1 pseudogene is annotated in these 737 nt (G+C 74.2%); it reads left to right on the forward strand.

From position 1 onward, the window contains the following. Nucleotides 1-737, forward strand: a pseudogene (locus tag Amac_RS54400) (13E12 repeat family protein); the annotation flags it as partial.

Raw genomic sequence — 737 nt, forward strand, 5'->3', positions numbered from 1 at the left:
CACACGACCACCCCACCACCGACCACATCACCGGCCACCCCACACATGACGCCGACTCCACCCATGCGGCCTCCACCGCGGCGTCCGGCACGCCCGCCACGCCGAGCACACCCGCCACGGGGGCGCCGCCATCGCCGAGCACAGCCGGACGCGCCGACACCGCCGCGGCCGACGCAGTTGCGGCCGACACCGCTGACCCCGACACAGCTGCAGCTGGCACCGCCGACACCGCCACGGCCGACACCGCCAACGCCGACACCACCGGCTCCAGCGATACCCGGCCCGGAACACCTCCGGCCGGTGACGGCTCGACCTGCCGCACGGGCAGTCCCCGCCACACTGAAGGCACGGGTTCAGCCGGAGCGGGTGCCGACAGCACGAGCACGGGTTCAGCCGGGGAAGGTTCGGCTGGGGCGGGTGCCGGGAGTGCGGGTACGGGTGAGGGGCCGGCTAGTGATGCGTGCAGGACCTGTGGGCACGCGCCGGACCGGCTGGCACCCGGGCTGCTGATCGCCACCGGGCAGCTGCTGCCCGTCTCCGACGTCCACCGGCTGGCCCGCACCTCGAAACTGGTCCGCATGGTCGTCAACGCCCACGGACGCGTCCTGGACATGGGCCGCGCCGTCCGCCTCGCCACCCCCGCGCAGCGGCGGGCCGTCCTGGCCCGCTACGCCACCTGCTACCGCGAAGGCTGCCCCATCCCCGCCGACATGGCCGAAATCGACCATGTCAAGGGC

Source organism: Acrocarpospora macrocephala, assembly GCF_009687865.1.
GTDB classification, from domain to species: domain Bacteria; phylum Actinomycetota; class Actinomycetes; order Streptosporangiales; family Streptosporangiaceae; genus Acrocarpospora; species Acrocarpospora macrocephala.